Below are 15,992 nucleotides of genomic sequence, written 5' to 3' on the forward strand. Positions count from 1 at the left end.
GCGATCAGATCTCGTATTCGATCTGCCACTCCGGCTCGTTCCACGCCATCGGCCGGGATTCGCGCGCACGCGGGCTCGGCTGGCGCGCCGCCATCTGGGCGTGGAGCCGCTTCACCGCATTGCTGCCGGTGCGCACGCAAAAGGCCGGCACCACCGCATGAACCAGACAGGCGATGCCGCTTGTCACCATCGTCACCCCGAACCGGGAAGCGACGCCGAAATGCTCGAAATAGCTTTCGTTGACGCTGCGTGGATGGGCAAGGAACAGGCGATCGAACATGACGACTCCGTAACGCGGATGATCGGGCTTGGGCGCCCTAATGCCATGGCAAGGCCCGCCGGTCGACCTTGGCGGCGCGGGATGTGACAAAGCGCACGCGCCAAACGCGCCGAATTAGGCTATGCACGCGGCTTCATCCGTCGAGCCGAGAGGGCGTGATGACCGCAAGCGACGCCGCCGCCACCGCACCTGACGCCGCCATCGGGCCAGTCCGCCAGAGCGAGATCTATCTTGCCGGCCGGTTGCCGGAACCGCCGGTCGATCCCGATGCGCTGCGCGCCGCCGCCGAAGCCGCCCTCCCCGAAGCCGCCTTCGCCTATATCGATGGCGGCGCGGGCACCGGATCGACCATGGCCGAAAACCGCCACGCGCTCGATCGCTGGCGGATCGTGCCCCGGATGCTGGCCAGCGCGGAACAGCGCCATAGCGGCGTCGATCTGTTCGGCCGCGCCTTGCGCTCGCCCCTGCTCCTCGCGCCGATCGGCGTTCAGGAACTGGCGCATGCCGATGGCGATCTCGCCACCGCGCGCGCCGCCGCCACCGAACAGGTGCCGATGATATTTTCCAACCAGGCGTCGGTGCCGATGGAAGAAACCGCCGAAGCCATGGGCGACGCACCCCGCTGGTTCCAGCTCTATTGGAGCCGATCGGACGATCTGATCGCCAGCCTGATCGCGCGCGCGGAGGACGCGGGGTGCGACGCGATCGTCGTCACGCTCGATACCCCGCTGCTCGGCTGGCGCAACCGCGATCTCGATCTCGCGTCGCTGCCCTTCCTTCACGCCAAGGGCATCGCCCAATATCTGTCCGATCCCGTGTTCCGCGCGATGTTGAGCGATCCGCCGGAGGACGATCCGATGGCAGCGATTGCCCGCTTCCTGGCGATCTACACCAATCCCGCGATCGGCTGGGCGGACCTTCCTGCGCTGTGCGCGCGATGCCGGCTGCCGGTGCTGGTGAAAGGCATTCTCGATCCCGCCGACGCCGAACGCGCGATCGACGCCGGGGTCGACGGCATTATCGTGTCCAATCATGGCGGGCGGCAGGTGGATGGCGCGGTCGGCGCCGCCGATGCGCTGGAACGGATCGTCGCCGCCGTCGGCACCAATGTGCCCATATTGTTCGATAGCGGCATCCGCAGCGGGGCGGACATGTTCCGCGCCCTGGCGCTGGGCGCGCGCGCCGTGCTGATCGGCCGCCCCTATATCTACGGGCTGGCGGTTGCGGGTGAAGCCGGCGTCCGCGCCGTGATCCGCAACCTGCTCGCCGAATTCGATCTGACGATGGCGCTGGCAGGCTGCCGCACCATCGCCGAGATCGACCGCAGCCGGATCATCCGCAGGGAATGATCCAGCCCGGCATCACACCATGTAGGAACCGCCATTGACGGTCAGCACGCTGCCCGTCGCATAGCTAGCGTCGTCCGAAGCGAGGAAGGCCACCGCCGCCGCCACTTCGTCGGGACGCGCCATGCGGCCAAGCGGGATCGCCGCTTCCATCGCCTGCACCATCGTATCCGGCACGCTCTGCATGATCGGCGTGTTGGTCGGGCCGGGATGGACCGCATTGACGCGGATGCCACGCGACGAAAGCTCACGCGCGAGGCCGCGCGTCAGGCCGACCACGCCGGCCTTGCTCGTCACATAATGCATCGGTCCTTCGCCCGACGCGGCCGAGGTCGACGCGATGTTGACGATGCTGCCGCCATGATTTCCGGCAGCCATCAGCCGCACGGCGGCGCGGCTGCAGAAGAAGGCGCCGTCGAGATTGACGCCGATCACCTTGTGCCAGCCGGCATCCGACATGTGGATCAGCTGGTCGGGATGCGCGGTCGGCGTTTCGCCGCGCGCGATCTGCGCATGGCGTTCGGCCTGTCCGGCATACATCTGGTCGCTGCCATCATCCGGCCCCCGGCCGGTGCCGGCATTGTTGACCAGAATATCGACCCCGCCGAATGCATCGGCGACCTTCGCGAACACCGCGTCGACGGACGCGCTGTCGGAAACGTCGCAGGCGAAGCCCAGATGGCCCTCGCCGGCCAGCGTCGCCTTCGCCGCCGCCTCGTCCATGTCGAGAACCGCGACGCGCGCGCCTTCGGCCGCCAGACGCTCGGCAATCGCCTTGCCGATGCCCTGCGCGCCGCCGGTGACGACCGCGCGCTTGCCCTGCAACTTCCCGCTCATGACGGCATGTAGAGCTGCATGGTCTTGCCACCGTCCACCGGCAGCGCGACGCCCGTCACATAGCTCGACTCGTCCGACGCGAGGAACAGAACCGCCTGCGCCAGTTCCTTCGGATCGCCGCTGCGCTCCATCGGGATCGCGGCGGTGGTCGCCTTGGCGGCGGCCGGCGCATATTCCTGGAACTGCAGCGTCGCCGGCGTGGCGATCTGCCCCGGCACGATGCTGTTGACGCGCACGCCATGCGGTGCGCCTTCGATCGCCGCGCAGGCCGAGAAGTGGATCAGCGCCGCCTTCGATGCCGAATAGCTCGGCATGCCCGGCATCGCGCGCATGCCGCACGCGGACGAGATGTTAACGATCGAACCGCGCCCGGCGGCGACCATCAGCTTCATCGCCTCACGCGTGCCGACGAACACCGCTTCGCCATTGACCGAGAAATCGCGGCGCCAGTCCTCGATCGTCAGGTCGACGAGCGACTTGTAGGTGGCCGACATGGCGTTGTTGATCAGCACGTCCAGCCGGCCATGGCGCTTGGCGACATCGGCGATCAGCGCCGCATAGGCGTCGAGGTCCGACACGTCGAGCCGGTGCGCTTCCACCGATCCGCCCGCAGCGGCGATCGCCGCGCGCGTTTCTTCCAGCGGTTCGGGCCGGCGCGCGGCGATGACGACATGGCCGCCTTCCGCTGCAATCAGTTCCGCCGTCGCCCGGCCAATGCCTTCGCTGGCGCCGGTGATCAGCACGATCTTGTCGCGCATCCTGCCCATCTCAATCTCCTGCAATAAATCATGTCCGATCGGGCAAGCCCGACCGCGCGCGGCCGTGCTGCACGATTTCGCGATGGAAGCGAAGCGGAGAGTCTATTCCAAAAGCGCCAAATTTACACTGCGATCCAAATTTCGTCCGAAGCCGGCGAAAAATCGGACGGCCAGCGTTCAGAGGCGGCGGAGCTTCAGCCAGTCGACGCCATGATCGGCGCGCTTGTGCAGGATCACGTCGGCGCGCGATCGCGACGGCAGGATATTCTCGCGCAGATTGGGGCCGTTGATCCGGCTCCACAAGTTCATCGCGAACGCCTCGGATTCCTCCAGCGGAACGCTTGCCATGTGGTGGAAATAGGATGCCGGGTTCTGGAACGCGGTCCGCTGCAGCAGCAGGAAGCGTTCGAGATACCAGCGCTCGATATTCTGTTCCTCGGCATCGATATAGATCGAAATGTCGAAGAAATCCGATGCCGTGAACACCGGCGCATGGGCCTTTTCGATGCCTGCGCCGAGTTGCAGGACGTTCAGCCCCTCGAAGATCAGGATGTCCGGCCGGTCGACGACATGTTCCTCGCCCGCCAAAATGTCATAGGCCTGGTGCGAATAAACGGGCGATACGGCCCGCCCTGTCGCCCGCATGTCGGACAGGAAGCAGATCATGCGCTTGACGTCATAGCTTTCGGGAAAGCCCTTGCGCCCCATCAGCCCGCGCTTTTCCAGCTCGCGCGTCGGGAACAGGAAACCGTCGGTGGTGACGAGATCCACCTTGGGATGATCCGGCCAGCGCGAAAGCAGCGCGCGCAGCAACCGCGCAACGGTGCTCTTGCCCACCGCCACGCTGCCCGCCACCGCCACGATATAGGGCCGTGGCCAGCTCGGCCGGCCGACGAAATCGTCGGTCACACGGGCAAGCCCGCGCGATGCCGCGACGTGAAGGTTGATCAGGCGGGTCAGCGGGAGGAACACCTCCTCCACCTCGTCCATCGATGTCGGCTCGTTGGTGCCGCGCAACGCCTCCACCTCGGCCTCGCTCAACATCATCGGCACGCTGGAGCGCAGGCGCGCCCACTCCGCACGGCTGAACACCGAATGGCTCTCGCTTTCCATTTGCGCGCTTTGCGCAGACGTGGCGCCATCAGGCAAGACCAACCATGCGATTCGACCGTGCCGTTGCAGGACGGACGCACCTGGTTCCGGGGGGCATACACGATGACCAACCTTGCCGATCTTTCCGCCATCGATCTTCTGGCCGGCTATCGCGCCGGCGATTTTTCGCCAAGCGAAGCCATGGAAGCGGTGATCGCCCGTGCCGATGCGTGCGAACCCCGGCTCGCCGCGCTCTATGCTTATGATCCCGGTGCCGCTCGCCTCGCCGCCGCGCAGTCCACGGTGCGCTGGCACTCCGGTGCGCCCGTCCGCCCGCTCGATGGCGTGCCGGTCACGGTGAAGGAATTGATCGCAACGCAGGGCGTGCCCGTGCCGCTTGGCACCGCCGCCACCGATCTGGTTCCCGCCCCCGCCGATGCGCCTGCCGCCGCCCGGCTGCGCGAAGCCGGCGCCATCATCTTCGCCAAGACCACCGTGCCCGATTACGCGATGCTGTCGTCCGGCCTGTCGAGCTTTCATCCGCTCACCCGCAACCCCTGGCACCTCGATCGCAATCCGGGCGGCTCCAGCGCCGGCGCGGCCGCCGCGTCGGCCGCCGGCTACGGGCCGCTCCATGTCGGCACCGATATCGGCGGATCGATACGCCTGCCCGCCGGCTGGTGCGGCATCTTCGGGCTCAAGCCCAGCTTCGGCCGCGTGCCCGTCGATCCGCCCTATATCGGCCGGGTGGCCGGGCCGATGACGCGCACGGTTGCTGATTCCGCCCTGCTGATGGGCACGCTCAGCCAGCCCGATTATCGCGATCATATGGCCCTGCCGCCCGGCGCGATCGACTGGTCGGCGATCGACATGGATGTCGCGGGCCTGCGCATCGGGCTGATGATGGATGCCGGCTGCGGCCTGCCCGTCGATCCCGCGATCGCCGCTGCCGTGACCGCCGCGGCCAGGGCGCTGGAAGCGGCGGGCGCCTTCGTCGAGCCCGTCGCGCCCATCATCAGCCGCGAAATGCTCGACGGGCTCGATCGCTTCTGGCGAACCCGTTTCTGGTCGGACGTATCGCAAATGCCGGACGCGCGGCGCAACCGCATCCTGCCCTTCATCCGCCAATGGGTCGAAGGCGCCGACGGCATCGGCGGCGTCGATGTCTATCGCGGCTTTGCCCAGATCGACGCCATGGCATCCGCAGCGCATCGCGCGCTCGAACCCTTCGATTTCCTGATTTCGCCGACGGCGCCGATCGCAGCCTTCGCGGCCGAAGCCGCGAGCCCGACCGGCGATCCGGCTCGGCCGTTCGAACATATCGCCTTCACGGTCGCCTTCAACATGTCGGGCCAGCCAGCCGGATCGGTGAATTGCGGCTTCACCGCCGAAGGTCTGCCCATCGGCCTGCAAATCGTTGCCAGGCGCTTCGACGATATGGGCGTCCTGCGTCTCGCCCAATGGATCGAGGCTACGGGGCTGGGCGCCCGGCCCTGGCCTGACCTGGCTTAATCCGCGCGCGGCTTTGCCGGCGTCATGTCCAGTTCGGCGGCGATCAATTCCGCCGTGATGTTCCAGGCGGCACTGCCGGGCGCGATCAGTTCGACATGGCCTTCGTCCGGCACGGTGATCAGCATCGGCTTCACCCCCTTGGCCGCCAGCTTGCGCGCATATGCCGCCGCCATCGCCGGCGGCGCGATCTTATCCTCGGCCGCGTTGACCAGTATCTGCTTCGCCCCGCCCTGCACCATGGCCGGCGGCGAAGTATCGCGAAAGCGATCGGGGCGAAGCTGCGTCATCGGGCCGGCCATCGCCTTCGCCCCCGCGCTTAGGTCGCAGGGCCGGCTGCGATCCGCGATTTCCGCTTCCAGATCGGGCACGCCGCCAAGGCTGAAAACGCTGTTGATCGCCACCGGCCGCTGCGCACGAAGCGGCCCGTTGCCGGCGATCGCCGGCCGCGCCGCCAGCCACAGGCCGAGATGCCCGCCCGCCGAATGGCCGACCACGACGATGCGATCCGCCTTCAGGCGAAACAGCGGTGCCAGCCGGCGCAGCGCGTCTCCCGCCGCAGCGATATCCTGATAGGTGCCGGGATAGCCGCCCCCCGGCCGATCGACACCGCGATATTCCACGTTCCAGACCGCGATGCCGCGCCGGGCGAGATCATCCGCCATCCAGTTCATCACGGTGCGATCGGCAACGCCGGTGCGCCAGCAGCCGCCATGGATGGCCATCACCACCGGAAAAGGCCCCTGCCCCGGCGGCAACCACAGTTCGGCGAATTGCAGGTCGCTTTTGCCATAAGCCAGCCGCGCCGATGGTTCGGGCCGTGGCCGGCTGGCCAGGTCCGACCATTGCATCGGGGCGGCAAAGGCCGCCGCGGATATCGCGGCGGCCATGATCGTGGGAATGCAGCGTCGCAAAAAGCTCATCGCGCCAGCATGATGCAACTCAGTCCTGCGGCAAAGCGGCAATCATGTCGCTGGCCGCCAGCCACGAAAAGACGGCGCAGGAGCCGATTGGGTTGCCCCCGCCCGGATAGGTCTGCCCGCTGGCCGCCGCCATGGAATTGCCTGCCGCGTAAAGGCCGCGGATCGGGGTTCCATCCCCCCGCAGCACGCGCGCCTTGCCATCCGTGCGCAAGCCGCCCTTGGTGCCGAGATCGGAGATGGAGAAGGCCGCCGCATGGAAAGGCCCGGCCTTGATCGGCACCAGCGGTGATCCGCCGCCCTCGCCCATGAAAAAGCGGTCATAGGCCTCTCCACCCCGGTCGAAATCGGCATCCTTGCCGGCGTCGCAAAACCCGTTCCAGCGCGCCACCGTGGCGGCCAGCCGGTCCGCCGGCACGCCGATCTCGGCCGCGAGCCCCTCTATGCTGTCGGCCTGCTTGCGATAGCCGGCGGCGACATAGGCTTCGCGCTCCACCAGCGGTACGGTGGGAAAGATCACCGGCGGCTCGATCCCGGCGCTGCTATCATAGACCATCCAGAATGGCCGGGTCAGCCGACCATCCTCCTCGGCCTTGATGATTTCGCGGCCCAGCCGGTCATAAGCGGCCGACTCATTGGCGAACCGCTCACCATTGGCGTCGACGAAGATGCCGCCCGTGAAGCCGAGCGAGAATGTGGCGCGGCCGTCGGGGTGCAGGATACCCGGCGACCACCAGGCCTCGCCCATCAGGTCGACATCGGCGCCGATCTCCATCCCCGCCGCGATCGCGCGGCCGAAATTGCCGGGGGCACCCACGCAGCCGGAAATCTCACCCGGCACGCCGAAGCGGGATCGCATCTCGGCATTGCGTTCGAACCCGCCGGCGGCGGCCAGCACGCCCCTTCTGGCCCGGATGCGCCAGGGCTGACCCTGCTTGCGGACGACGACGCCGGTCACGGCGCCATCCTCCACCACATAATCCTCGAACGGCGTTTCCAGCCGCAGCTCCGCCCTGGGCTGATCGCGCAAGGCCAGCAACAGCCGGCCGATCAGCGCCTGCCCCGCTTCCAGTTCCTCCGGCAGCGGCGCGCCGATACGTTCGACCGGCAGCACCGGGCGCAGCACATTGCGCAGATCGCCCAGCGTATCGACCGCCAGATTGGCAGGGCAGATATGCCGCCCGCCGGCGCGGGCCTTGGCCGCCTTGCCGTAATAGTCCGGCCACGGATAGACGACGAACTCCAGATGCGGATCCTGTTCCAGGAAATCGAGCATCCGCGCGCCATTATCGAGGAACGCGTCCTGCACCTCGCGCAGGGTGCGATCGCCGACGACGGCGCGATAATATTCGCGCGCGTCGTCCAGCGTGTCATCGTCGCCGATCCGCTTCAACGCGGCATTGCACGGCAGCCACATGCCACCGCCCGAATAGGCCGTGGTGCCGCCGAAGCGATCGGTCGCTTCGACGACGATCGTGTTCAGCCCGCCCTTGGCGGCAGCCAGCGCGCCGACAAGCGCCCCGCCGCCCGATCCGATAACCAGGACATCACATTCTTCATTCCAGTCCACGGGGCTTCCCATCATCAGTAAGTGAATTTCAGGTCGACGCCAAAGCGGCGCGGCATGCCGTAATTGCGGCCGGCAATGCCAAGGAACGGGCCGAAATCGATGCCGGCCGTCACATTGTCATGGTTGGTCAGATTGTCCGCCCAGCCCGAAATCTCGGCCGTGCCGCCGCCAATCGCGACATCCGCCAGCGTGATCCGGGCGGACAGGTTCTTCTGCCCCGGATCGACGATGAAATCGTTGAGGGGGTTCAGATTGGGCAGGTTGCTGGCATGGAACCAGCGCTTGCTCGACGTCGCATAATCGACGCGGAACGAAAGCTGCCCCCAGTCGAACGCCGGCAGGGCATATTCCGCGCCCCAATGCGTCGTCGTCTTGGGCACATAAGGGAATTTCGCGATATCCGCGATGTCGATCACAGCCGGCCCGTTGGGATCGGGATTGGGCTGCGGGAAGGACGTATATTCGGGATCGACATAACCGATGCTGGCATCCAGCGTCAGCCCTTCGATCGGCGCGGCCGTCACCTCGATCTCGAAGCCCGGATAATTGGCGTTGGCATTTTCAGCAAAGCCCATGCCGCCGCTGAACTGGGCGACCTGCAGATCGCGATAGCGCGTGTAGAAGCCCGCCGCGTTGACGCGGAGCCGCCGGTCGAAAAACTCCGATTTCAGGCCGACCTCATAGGTCGTCGCCTTTTCCGGGCGGAAGGTCTGCGCGCCGCCGCGCGCATTGAAACCGCCGGAGCGATAGCCCGTGCCGATCCGGGCATAGGTCATCACGTCGTCGGTCCACTTATAGTCGATCGTCGCGTTGTAGGACGTGTTGTTGAACGTGTCCGACTTGCTGGTCAGCGTCGGCGTCGCGCCCGGGAACGCGAAATTGCGCACGTCGATCGACTTCTTGTCCTTCGTCTGCCGGATGCCGAGCGTCACGTCGAGCCGCTCGTCAAGGATCGGCGGCGTATAGGTCGCCTGCCCGAAGGCGGCATAGGATGTCGCCTTACCGTTATAATCGAGGATCGGATTCTGGTTCAGGCCCAGCGGCGGCAAGCCCCCCGGCCCGTCGAAATCGCCGAGCAGGACGGTGAAGAAATTGGGATTAAGCTCCGCATATTTCTCCTGAAAATAATAAAGCCCGGCCACATATTGCAGCCGGTCCGTCCGGCCGAGGATCTGGAACTCCTCCGAAACCTGATGCTGGCTCACATTCTGGGGCGCGGAGAATGGCGTCACCCGCTGCGTTTCGAAGGCGAAGGTGGTGAAGTCCGTCACCACCGGGCCCAGCAGGTTCGGTTCCGCATAACGTGTCGGCTGCGAAGACCGGAACTTGCGATAGGAGGTGATCGATTTCAGCGTCACCGCGTCGCTGACGTCATATTCCAGCGTCATCGCCGTGCCCCAGACTTTGGAGACCTGGCCCGGCGTCGTTTCCTGATTGATCGTTTTGAGCCGGCGATCGCCGACCACGGACAGCGCATCGCCACCCAGGCCCGGCGACTGGGCATAATATTCGCCGCCCATGTCGGTCACGGCGGCGATCTGGAAGGCCAGCGGCACGCCCCGGCGATCATTATAATCGAACGTCACCATCGCGCGCAGATCGCCCCAGTCGCCGGCGAGCTTGCCGTACAGCGCGTCCACGTTCAGCGCGCCGGGGTCCAGCCGGTCGGGCGCGTTGATATTGTCGACCACGCCGTCGCGCTGGCGATGCAGATAGACGAAATTCGCCTTCACCCCGCTGTCGCCGAGCAGGCCGGTATCCATCGAGATACGGCCATACCATTCGTCATAGCTGCCATAGCCGCCCTTGGCCTGGATGCGCGTCTCGTCGAGTGGCTGGCGCGTGATCAGGCTGATCGCGCCGCCGGTGGTGTTGCGGCCGAACAGCGTGCCTTGCGGTCCGCGCAGCACCTCCACCCGTTCCAGATCGACGAGATCGAAATTGCCGGCGGCGCCGACGCGGCCGTTATAGACGCCATCCAGATAGATGCCGATCGGCGTGTCGAGCGAAAGCAGCGGATCCTGGTTGCCAATGCCGCGGATGAAGGCGGACACACCCGCCACCGTGCCCGATCCCTCGGTCAGCGTGACGTTGGGCGTCAACTGCGCGACACGGCCGATATCCTGAATGTTGAGGCGTTCGAGCGTCGCCTGCGACAGCGCCGACACGGCGACCGGCGTCTCCTGCAGATTTTCCTCCTGCCGGCGCGCGGTGACGACGATCTCTTCCAGCCCGACATGGTCTGTGTCGGAACGGTGGAAACCTCTTGCTGGGCAAAAGCGGGAACTGCGGTGGCGAACAGGCTGATTCCGGCGAGCAGCCGGGCAGAACGGCTCGTTTTCATGTCATCCTCCCGAGGCATATTTTTATTTTGTGGAAGGAGGGAACGCCTTTTGCGTTTCCGGATCAAGGGGCGAATCCGCAATTGCCCGCATCAAGAAACGAACGACAACGCGCTGCGCAAAGCCATGTCCCGATCGAAAACTGCGGCAGCAATGCTAAAGTCGATCGCGCAAATCGGCCAATGTTGCGGGCGTATCGACATCGACGAAGATCGTATCATCGGCCCATGCCAACTCAGTGATGGCATTACCGAACTTAGCCAGCAACGCCTTTCCGCCTATATCTCCGTCGATTAGCGTCAATTCAGCAAAGAAATCCCGTCCCCACGCAACCGGATGGCCGCGACGGCCATCACGCACGGGCAGCACGATCGCATCCCACGCCGCCCGCGCGGCCAGCGCGCGGATCAGGCCGGGCGCGATCAACGGCATATCGCCAAGACAGATGATCGCGGCATCCCAGTCGCGCGGCACAGCCGCTATCCCGGCGGCCAGCGATCGCGACATGCCTTCGGCGAAATGCTGCGCAAAAGTGAATTCCACGCAGCGCCCCGCCAGCGCGCCCTCCACCGCCGCCCGCGCATGGCCGGTCACCACCAGCGGCGCCCGCCCGAGCGCATCGGCAACGGCATCGACGGCATGGGCCACCAGCGGCTTGCCGGCATAATCCGCCACCAGCTTGTTGCCGCCCATTCGGCTGGAGCGGCCCGCCGCCAGCACGATGCCGCCGACAATCACCGCGCCGATGCCCGCCCTTCGCGAGGCTCGGGCCGATCCGCCGTATCCGCCAGCAACCCGCCGACCCCCATCTTGGCGATCACCCCGCCATCGATCGGCAGGCCCGCCGCGATCCGTTCCAACACCAGATCGATGCCATTACGCTTCGGGCTGCGCGCGCAGCCGGGCAAGCCGATCACAAACCGCGCGCCGATCCGCCCCAGGCACAGCAGGTTGCCCGGATCAACGGGCATGCCCAGCCGGTCGATGGTTCCACCCGCCGCCACGATGGCCGAAGGGATCACATCACGCCGGTCCACGGTGGCGGACGCACCGGCAATCAACACCACCGGCACATCCACTTGCGCCTCGATGCTAAGGGCAAGCGGACCGACATCATGCGCGCAGGCCACATCATGCACGAGGTTCGCGCCGATCCTTCCGAGCCGGGCGCGCGTCGTTGCCGCCGTTGCCGCGAACAGCTTGTCCGGCTGGCCGTGCAGCCGCGTCTGGATCAGCCCCACGGCCAGCGCGGCGAAGGCATGGACCCGGATTTGCGCGGCGCGGGCTTCCTCAACGGCCCCCGCCAGCACGTCGCCGGGCACGGCATAGGGAATGATCTTCACCGTCGCGACAACCGCGCCTGCCCGCACCGGCCGCAGCGGCCAGAGCGTCCCCAGCCCGATCGCCTCGCTCCACCCGTTCACCGCGTCCACCGCCGCCGGCTCGCAGGCAAAGAGGCCGTCGCATGTCGCGATCAGGTCGACACGGCCATGGCGGGCGGCGGACAATATCACGCCGTCGCCAGCCAGCGCCTCGGCCAGCCGGGTGGCAGCCTCGTCCTCCGCCACGTCGCCGGGCTCAAGCTGCGCCACGATCAAAGATGCGATGCCTTCCGCCGTCGCGGTGGCGAGATCGCCCGTCCCCAGCACATGGCCCTTGGGCAGGCGCCGCGCGCCGATCGACTGCCCGTGGCCGAGCAACGCGCCCTCGGCCTCCCCGGTTGGCACCGCACCGAATTTCATGGGCGCGCCCGCAGCCTCTCGGTCGCCTGCGCAAGGATCGACAGCGCGATTTCGGGCGGATTGGCTGCCCCGATGGCAAGTCCCGCCGGCCCGGCGATCCGCGCCAGATCATCCGTGCCGAACCCCTGCGCCCTCAGCCGTTCCAGCCGCGCCCCATGGGTGCGGCGCGATCCGAGCGCAGCGATATAGAAAGCGGGCGATCGCAGCGCCGCCGCCAGCGCCGGATCGTCCAGCTTGGGATCATGGGTCAGCGTCACGATCGCGGTCGACGCATCGGGGCGCCATTCGGCCAGTGCTTCGTCGGGCCAGCGTTCGTCCACCACCACATCCTGCCCGTCGAACGAGGTGGCGAAGCTGCCGCGTGGATCGACGATCATCGGCGCATAGCCGATCATCCGGGCCATCGGCACCAGCGCGCGCGCGATATGGACGGCGCCGACGATCATCATCCGCAACGGCGGGGCATAAATGGCCGCGAAAGCCCCGTCATCGCCCGCGCCGACCATGCTGCGCCCGCTGGCAAGATCGGTCGCCACCTCCAGCGATGCGCCGGCGGCGCGCGCGCGGCGGATATCCGCCAGCAGCGCGGGAGGAAAATACGCCTCGTCGATCGGCTGCACGAGGATCGAAATGCGCCCGCCACAGGCGAGCCCCACCGCCCAGGCGGTCTCGTCAGCCACGCCATAATCCAGCCGGCGCGCCTCGCCACGTTCGATCACCTGTTGCGCGGTCGCGATCACATCGCCTTCCACGCAGCCACCGCTGACCGATCCGGCAAAATGGCCATCGTCGCGGATGATGGCGTGCGCGCCCTTCCGGCGCGGCGCCGAACCCCAGGTGTCGATCACGGTCGCCAGTGCCACGCGGTGCCCGGCGTCGAGCCAGCCCTGCGCGGTCGCCAGCAGCATGTCCAAATCGTCGCCCGTTCCGGCCATGTTGCCGGCCTAGCGGGTTTACCCCTTGATCGCCAGCCGTAGTAGCCAGGCAACGGCGCCGATCACCACGACGCTCATCACCCAGATCGCGACGAACCAGCCGATCCGTCGTGCCCAGATCGTGGCGGGGCGCTCAGTGGTCGCCATGGGCGTGATAGCCTTCGTCGCCAACCTTGCCGCGGAACACCCAATAGGCCCAGGCGGTGTAGCCAAGGATGACGGGGATCAGGACGACGGCACCGATCAGCATGAACATCTGGCTCGAATGCGGGGCCGCCGCCTGCCAGATCGATACGCGGCCGGGGATCACGTCCGGCCAGATCGAAATCGCCAGCCCGGCAAAGCTTAAGGCGAAGATGATCAGCGTCCACAGGAACGGCCGCCAGTCCGGTCCGCGCGCAAGCCCGCGCCGGACCATGAAAGCGGCACCCAGCACCAGCAGTGGCATCGGCACCGCGACCAGCAGGCCCGGCCAGACGAACCAGCGCTGCCAATATTGCCCTTCCAGAAACGGCGTCGCCAGGCTCACCGCCGCCAGCGCGATCAGCAGCGCCGGCAACAAGGGCCGGGCGAAGCGCCGCGCGTCCGCCTGCAATGCCCCCTCCGTCTTCCAGATCAGCCAGCCCGCGCCCAGCAGCGCATAGCCGATGACGAGGCTCGCGCCGGTCAGCAGGCTGAACCCGCTCAGCCAATCCCACCAGCCGCCCGAATATGCGCGATCATGCACCTCGATGCCCTGCAGCAGCGCGCCCAGCGTCACCCCTTGCGCGAAAGTCGCGACCAGCGATCCGGCGAAGAAGGCGAAATCCCAGAAGGCGCGGTGGTCGGGATCGCGCCAGCGAAATTCAAAGGCCACGCCGCGAAACACCAAAGCCAGCAGCATCGCGATCAGCGGTGCATAGAGCGCCGGCAGCACGATCGCATAAGCCAGCGGGAACGCCGCCAGCAGCCCGCCACCGCCCATCACCAGCCAGGTTTCATTGCCGTCCCAGACCGGGGCGATGGCGTTCATCGCCGCGTCCCGTTCACGCCCGACCCTGAATTTCGGGAACAGGATGCCGATGCCGAGATCAAACCCGTCCATCAGCACATAAGCCGCAACCGCAATGGCGATAATCGCCGCCCAGATGATCGTCAGGTCCATCACTCGCCCTCCTGCACGGCCTGCGCGGGGGTGATGCCGGCGCTGCGGATCGGGGCGTGATCGGGCGCCGGCTCATGCGGCTGCGGCGCCTTGCCGGCGAGCTTGAGGATGTAGATCGTCCCCGCCGCGAACACGCTGAAATATACGATGACGAACGCGACCAGCGATGCCCCCACCGCCGGGGCGGCCAGCGGCGACACCGCGTCGCGCGTCCGCAGCAGCCCCTGCACCACCCAGGGCTGGCGGCCCACCTCCGTCGTCACCCAGCCGGCGATCACCGCCACGAAGCCCGATGGCCCCATCACCAGCGCGAAGCGGTGCAGCCAGCGCCATTCGTGCAGCTTGCCCCGCATCCGCGCCAGCAGGCTCCACAGGCCGAGCGCCAGCATCAGGAAACCGATCGCCACCATGATGCGGAACGACCAGAAAATGATCCCCACCGGCGGCCGATCCTCCTTCGCCACCGTGTCGAGACCGGCCAATGGCGCGTTCAGGTCATGCTTCAGGATCAGCGACGAAAGCTTGGGGATTTCGATCGCGGCATGCACCGTTTCGGCCGTGCTGTCGGGAATGCCGAACAGGATCAGCGGCGCGCCGTCCGGATGGCTTTGATAATGGCCCTCCATCGCCATCACCTTCACCGGCTGATGTTCCAGCGTGTTGAGCCCGTGCATGTCCCCCGCGAAGATCTGGACGGGCGCCACCAGCGCCGCCATCCACATCGCCATCGAGAACATCGTCTTCACCTGCGGGCTGCGATCGCCCTTCAGCAGGTGCCATGCCGCCACGCCACTCACCGCCAGCGCCGTCGTCAGATAGGCGGCGATCACCGTGTGGACGAGGCGATAGGGAAAGCTGGGGTTGAAGATGATGTCCGCCCAGCCGCCGGCCGGCACGAACTGGCCGGCATCGTTGATGGTGTGGCCCACCGGGGTCTGCATCCACGAATTGGCCGAAAGGATCCAGAAGGCCGAGATGAAGGTGCCGAGCGCCACCGCGCAGGTCGCCGTGAAGTGCAGGCCCCGGCCCACCTTGTTCATACCGAACAGCATCACGCCCAGAAAGCCCGCTTCCAGGAAGAAGGCGGTCAGCACCTCATAGGCCATCAGCGGCCCGATCACCGGCCCGGCCTTGTCGGAAAAGACCGACCAGTTGGTGCCGAACTGGTAGGACATGACGATCCCGGAAACGACGCCCATCGCGAACGCGATCGCGAATATCTTCATCCAGTAACGAAAAAGATCGAGATAATGGTCCTTGCCGGTCTTCAGCCACAATCCCTCAAGCACCGCCAAATAACTGGCCAGCCCGATGGAAAATGCGGGAAAGATGAAGTGGAAGGAAACCGTGAACGCGAACTGCGCGCGCGCCAGGATCAATGCCGTATCGCCGTCAGCCATCATGGCCCCCGTTTCTAGGCTGCCTCGAAATACAAGCAAATCGACAAATTGTCCAAGGCCTTCGACCAGCCGTTGGCGCGGCCGCCCACGCGCTTGAACCCGCCGCCAATCCCCTCC

At 66.6% G+C, this 15,992-nt stretch carries 15 protein-coding genes; 2 read left to right on the plus strand and 13 right to left on the minus strand.

Annotated features, from left to right (window positions below; genetic code table 11):
* Window positions 1-4 precede the first annotated feature (4 nt).
* Window positions 5-280 (minus strand): DUF6356 family protein, encoded by a 276-nt coding sequence (locus CHB74_RS13135; protein WP_089220084.1) that lies wholly within the window; start codon window positions 278-280, stop codon window positions 5-7.
* Window positions 281-438: 158 nt separating this feature from the next.
* Here CHB74_RS13135 and CHB74_RS13140 point away from each other — a divergent pair, with 158 nt between their 5' ends.
* A complete protein-coding gene (locus CHB74_RS13140) occupies window positions 439-1,629 on the plus strand; it encodes an alpha-hydroxy-acid oxidizing protein (protein ID WP_089220085.1) in 1,191 nt (396 codons plus the stop codon).
* Window positions 1,630-1,641: 12 nt separating this feature from the next.
* Here the strand turns inward: CHB74_RS13140 and CHB74_RS13145 are convergent, their stop codons facing one another.
* The 3 genes from CHB74_RS13145 to coaA form a co-directional block, all read right to left on the minus strand.
* Window positions 1,642-2,463 carry an SDR family NAD(P)-dependent oxidoreductase gene (locus CHB74_RS13145; RefSeq protein ID WP_089220086.1) on the minus strand — a complete coding sequence of 274 codons (822 nt, stop codon included), beginning with the start codon at window positions 2,461-2,463 and terminating at the stop codon, window positions 1,642-1,644.
* Window positions 2,460-3,230, minus strand: coding sequence for an SDR family NAD(P)-dependent oxidoreductase (locus CHB74_RS13150; RefSeq protein ID WP_089220087.1), 771 nt, complete (start codon window positions 3,228-3,230; stop codon window positions 2,460-2,462). Before CHB74_RS13150 ends, CHB74_RS13145 begins: the two co-directional genes overlap by 4 nt.
* A 168-nt stretch (window positions 3,231-3,398) precedes the next feature.
* On the minus strand, window positions 3,399-4,334 hold the full coding sequence (gene coaA / locus CHB74_RS13155) for a type I pantothenate kinase (protein WP_089220088.1): 936 nt from the start codon (window positions 4,332-4,334) through the stop codon (window positions 3,399-3,401).
* A gap of 102 nt (window positions 4,335-4,436) precedes the next feature.
* Here coaA and CHB74_RS13160 point away from each other — a divergent pair, with 102 nt between their 5' ends.
* On the plus strand, window positions 4,437-5,825 hold the full coding sequence (locus CHB74_RS13160) for an amidase (RefSeq protein WP_089220089.1): 1,389 nt from the start codon (window positions 4,437-4,439) through the stop codon (window positions 5,823-5,825).
* On the opposite strand, the gene CHB74_RS13165 is transcribed toward CHB74_RS13160, so the two are convergent.
* From CHB74_RS13165 to CHB74_RS13205, 9 genes are all read right to left on the minus strand, one after another.
* On the minus strand, window positions 5,822-6,673 hold the full coding sequence (locus tag CHB74_RS13165) for an alpha/beta hydrolase (RefSeq protein ID WP_245842895.1): 852 nt from the start codon (window positions 6,671-6,673) through the stop codon (window positions 5,822-5,824). The genes CHB74_RS13160 and CHB74_RS13165 overlap by 4 nt on opposite strands.
* Window positions 6,674-6,764: 91 nt before the next feature.
* Window positions 6,765-8,327 (minus strand): FAD-binding protein, encoded by a 1,563-nt coding sequence (locus CHB74_RS13170; RefSeq protein ID WP_245842897.1) that lies wholly within the window; start codon window positions 8,325-8,327, stop codon window positions 6,765-6,767.
* On the minus strand, window positions 8,327-10,543 hold the full coding sequence (locus CHB74_RS13175) for a TonB-dependent receptor (protein WP_342746598.1): 2,217 nt from the start codon (window positions 10,541-10,543) through the stop codon (window positions 8,327-8,329). The genes CHB74_RS13170 and CHB74_RS13175 overlap by 1 nt, the downstream gene beginning before the upstream one ends.
* A 267-nt stretch (window positions 10,544-10,810) precedes the next feature.
* Window positions 10,811-11,392 (minus strand): nucleotidyltransferase family protein, encoded by a 582-nt coding sequence (locus CHB74_RS13180; protein ID WP_089220092.1) that lies wholly within the window; start codon window positions 11,390-11,392, stop codon window positions 10,811-10,813.
* Window positions 11,389-12,396: a molybdopterin-binding protein gene (locus CHB74_RS13185; RefSeq protein ID WP_089220093.1), complete on the minus strand. Its 1,008-nt coding sequence runs from the start codon at window positions 12,394-12,396 to the stop codon at window positions 11,389-11,391. Before CHB74_RS13185 ends, CHB74_RS13180 begins: the two co-directional genes overlap by 4 nt.
* Window positions 12,393-13,331 (minus strand): XdhC family protein, encoded by a 939-nt coding sequence (locus tag CHB74_RS13190; RefSeq protein ID WP_089220094.1) that lies wholly within the window; start codon window positions 13,329-13,331, stop codon window positions 12,393-12,395. The genes CHB74_RS13185 and CHB74_RS13190 overlap by 4 nt, the downstream gene beginning before the upstream one ends.
* An 18-nt stretch (window positions 13,332-13,349) precedes the next feature.
* Complete coding sequence (locus CHB74_RS13195) at window positions 13,350-13,478, minus strand: DUF2474 family protein (RefSeq protein ID WP_089220095.1); 129 nt, start codon at window positions 13,476-13,478, stop codon at window positions 13,350-13,352.
* On the minus strand, window positions 13,465-14,475 hold the full coding sequence (cydB, locus tag CHB74_RS13200) for a cytochrome d ubiquinol oxidase subunit II (RefSeq protein ID WP_089220096.1): 1,011 nt from the start codon (window positions 14,473-14,475) through the stop codon (window positions 13,465-13,467). The genes CHB74_RS13195 and cydB overlap by 14 nt, the downstream gene beginning before the upstream one ends.
* The gene (locus CHB74_RS13205) at window positions 14,475-15,875 is read right to left on the minus strand and encodes a cytochrome ubiquinol oxidase subunit I (protein WP_425442278.1); all 1,401 of its coding nucleotides are present in this window, start codon (window positions 15,873-15,875) and stop codon (window positions 14,475-14,477) included. The genes cydB and CHB74_RS13205 overlap by 1 nt, the downstream gene beginning before the upstream one ends.
* Window positions 15,876-15,992 lie beyond the last annotated feature (117 nt).

It is taken from the genome of Edaphosphingomonas laterariae, from assembly GCF_900188165.1.
GTDB lineage: Bacteria > Pseudomonadota > Alphaproteobacteria > Sphingomonadales > Sphingomonadaceae > Sphingomonas_E > Sphingomonas_E laterariae.

What these genes read in the sequence shown, in the direction of transcription:
- CHB74_RS13185 (WP_089220093.1), bottom strand. Translation starts at nt 12,396, where the DNA reads ATGAAATTCGGTGCGGTGCCAACCGGGGAGGCCGAGGGCGCGTTGCTC.
- CHB74_RS13170 (WP_245842897.1), bottom strand. Translation starts at nt 8,327, where the DNA reads ATGATGGGAAGCCCCGTGGACTGGAATGAAGAATGTGATGTCCTGGTT.
- CHB74_RS13135 (WP_089220084.1), bottom strand. Translation starts at nt 280, where the DNA reads ATGTTCGATCGCCTGTTCCTTGCCCATCCACGCAGCGTCAACGAAAGC.
- CHB74_RS13160 (WP_089220089.1), top strand. Translation starts at nt 4,437, where the DNA reads ATGACCAACCTTGCCGATCTTTCCGCCATCGATCTTCTGGCCGGCTAT.
- CHB74_RS13140 (WP_089220085.1), top strand. Translation starts at nt 439, where the DNA reads ATGACCGCAAGCGACGCCGCCGCCACCGCACCTGACGCCGCCATCGGG.
- CHB74_RS13165 (WP_245842895.1), bottom strand. Translation starts at nt 6,673, where the DNA reads ATGCAATGGTCGGACCTGGCCAGCCGGCCACGGCCCGAACCATCGGCG.
- CHB74_RS13150 (WP_089220087.1), bottom strand. Translation starts at nt 3,230, where the DNA reads ATGGGCAGGATGCGCGACAAGATCGTGCTGATCACCGGCGCCAGCGAA.
- CHB74_RS13145 (WP_089220086.1), bottom strand. Translation starts at nt 2,463, where the DNA reads ATGAGCGGGAAGTTGCAGGGCAAGCGCGCGGTCGTCACCGGCGGCGCG.
- CHB74_RS13195 (WP_089220095.1), bottom strand. Translation starts at nt 13,478, where the DNA reads ATGGCGACCACTGAGCGCCCCGCCACGATCTGGGCACGACGGATCGGC.
- coaA (WP_089220088.1), bottom strand. Translation starts at nt 4,334, where the DNA reads ATGGAAAGCGAGAGCCATTCGGTGTTCAGCCGTGCGGAGTGGGCGCGC.
- CHB74_RS13205 (WP_425442278.1), bottom strand. Translation starts at nt 15,875, where the DNA reads ATGGCTGACGGCGATACGGCATTGATCCTGGCGCGCGCGCAGTTCGCG.
- CHB74_RS13190 (WP_089220094.1), bottom strand. Translation starts at nt 13,331, where the DNA reads ATGGCCGGAACGGGCGACGATTTGGACATGCTGCTGGCGACCGCGCAG.
- cydB (WP_089220096.1), bottom strand. Translation starts at nt 14,475, where the DNA reads ATGGACCTGACGATCATCTGGGCGGCGATTATCGCCATTGCGGTTGCG.